Here is a 2477-nt window from a genome sequence, read left to right as displayed (position 1 = left end):
GTGTGGACGGTTTCCGTCCGGAATTGCGTCAAAACAATGAGTTAGAGCAGGTTGCCGGTTCCGTGAACCGGTGAACTGCTCTAAGGAGCAACAATGCGTTTCGAAGGCACGGCGGCCTATGTCGCCGACAAGGATCTGATGGTGGCGGTCAACGCCGCGATCGCGCTGGAACGGCCCCTGCTGGTCAAGGGCGAGCCCGGCACCGGCAAGACCGAACTCGCCAGGCAAGTTGCGGCAGCCCTTGGCCTCGACCTGATAGAATGGCACGTCAAGTCGACCACCAGGGCGCAGCAGGGCCTGTACGAATACGATGCCGTGTCGCGGCTGCGCGACAGCCAGCTCGGCGACGAGCGCTTCAACGACATCAGGAACTACATCAAGCGCGGTAAGCTTTGGGAGGCGTTCTCGGCCGGCAAGAAGGTCGTGCTTCTGATCGACGAGATCGACAAGGCCGATATCGAGTTCCCCAACGATTTGCTGCAGGAACTCGATCGGATGGAGTTCTTCGTCTACGAGACCGGCGAGACCATTCGCGCCGCGGTCAGGCCGATCGTCATCATCACCTCCAACAACGAGAAGGAACTGCCGGACGCCTTCCTGCGCCGCTGCTTCTTCCACTACATCCGCTTTCCCGACGTCGAGACGCTGCACAAAATCGTCGACGTGCACYATCCCGGCATCAAGCAGAACCTTGTGCGCGCGGCGCTGACCCAGTTCTACGAGATCCGCGATGTGCCCGGCCTGAAGAAGAAGCCGTCGACCTCGGAAGCGCTCGACTGGATCCGCCTGCTGGTCGCCGACGACATCGCACCGGAAGACCTGCGCGCCGACCCGAAGAACGCATTGCCCAAGCTGCACGGCGCGCTTCTGAAGAACGAACAGGACGTGCATCTGTTCGAGCGGCTGGCCTTCATGGCGAGGCGGCAGGGCTAAGACTGTCCGTGCAGGTGTCCGCTACGAGCGAACCTCGCCAACGGTCTGAGCGGAACGCTGCCCCCTTTCCTCCTGCGGCGCGGCAGTCTTCACACCGAAGATGATGAAGCTGATGACGGCAAGGGCTAGAACGCCGATCCCGCTATAGAGCATGACCCAGCCAAAACCGTTGACCAGGGCTGCATGCGCGATGGCGCCGGATGGGTCGAGGGCCGTRAGCTTGGGCGAGTGCTGTGTCAGGCCGTCGAGGTTTCCGGTGGCGATCTTTTCCGCCAGCGTGCGCAATTCGCCGGGGTCGAAGGCCGTGCCAAATGCGTTCCGCAGATAAGAAACGATCCCCTGCGTCAACAGCAGGCCCAGCACCGCGATGTTGATGGCGAGCGTGATCAGGCGTGCGCTGATATCGATTCCCGAGGCCATGCCGGCACGATCCGGCGATACCGATCCGGTCGTGGTGTTGGTGGTCGGTGAATTGGTCAGGCCGATGCCAACGCCGGCGATCAGCGTACCGGGCAGCATCGTCACCCAATTGGCTCCCTCGAGCCCGGAGCCTATCCTCATCGAGATAAAACCGATCCCCAATGTCAACAGCCCGAGCGGGATCGCAATGCGGGCCTGATAGCGCGCGCGCAGGCGCTCGGCGGTCGAGGACATCAGCATCAGGGGAAGCGTGTAGACGAGCAGCAACAGGCCGGTCGTGGTGCTGTCATAGCCCAGAACGCCAGAAAAATAGATCGGCAGATAGATGATGAACGGCCAGTAGCTGAAATTCATGCCGATGCCGCCCATGATCGCGCCTGAAAATTGGCGGATGCGGAAGACGGAGAAGTCGAACATCGGATAGGGATTGACCCTTTCGGCAACAAGAAACCCGATGAAGGCCGCTATCGCCGCGACGATCACGCCGACACGGGCGCCGGACCCGAGATCGGCGCCTTGCGTGATCAGATAGGAAAAGCCGAACACCGCCAGCGAAAGCGTCAGGATGCCGGCCCGATCGAGCTTCTGGGCGTTGTGATCGCGTGATTCCGTGACACCGGCGACGATGAAGACCAGGGCGAGGATCGCGAGCGGCACATGGATGAGGAACACCCATTGCCAGCTCGAGAATGCGACGATCAATCCACCAATGGCGGGACCGAGACCCAACCCGATGCCCGAGACGACGCTCCAGGCAACGAAGGCCTTGCCACGTTCACCACCATCCTGAAATTGGTGCGACAGCACGGCCACGCTGCAGGTGAACATCGCTCCTCCGGCGAGCCCCTGCAAAAAACGCGCAATGATCAGGATTGGCGCGCTCGGTGCGAGGCCGCACAGCAGGGAGGCAAAGCCGAATGCGATGGTGGTGGTCACCATCACCCGTTTGCGGCCAAACCGGTCCGCCAGTGTCCCCGTCGCCATCAGCACCGTGGTGCAGGCGATGGTGTAGGCATTCATGATCCACTGCAGATCCTTGAAATCGGCGGCGAGCACGCTTTCCAGTTTCGGCAGGATCACCGGTACGCTCGAGATTTCGAGGCCGAACAGCAGCGAGGCAAGAC

2 protein-coding genes are annotated in these 2477 nt (G+C 61.5%); one reads left to right on the top strand and one right to left on the bottom strand.

From position 1 onward, the window contains the following. The first annotated feature begins 93 nt into the window (after positions 1–93). Positions 94–933 (top strand): AAA family ATPase, encoded by an 840-nt coding sequence (locus ACXJ7R_RS29970; protein ID WP_457154980.1) that lies wholly within the window; start codon positions 94–96, stop codon positions 931–933. A 21-nt stretch (positions 934–954) separates the two neighbouring features. Here the strand turns inward: ACXJ7R_RS29970 and ACXJ7R_RS29965 are convergent. After that, positions 955–2477: MFS transporter (locus ACXJ7R_RS29965; RefSeq protein WP_457154979.1), on the bottom strand; the 1523-nt coding region annotated here is incomplete at its 5' end.

The sequence above is a fragment of the Mesorhizobium sp. P5_C1 genome (assembly GCF_054049815.1).
Note: the sequence above shows the minus strand (reverse complement) of the source record. Positions and strands in the feature narration are given on the sequence as shown.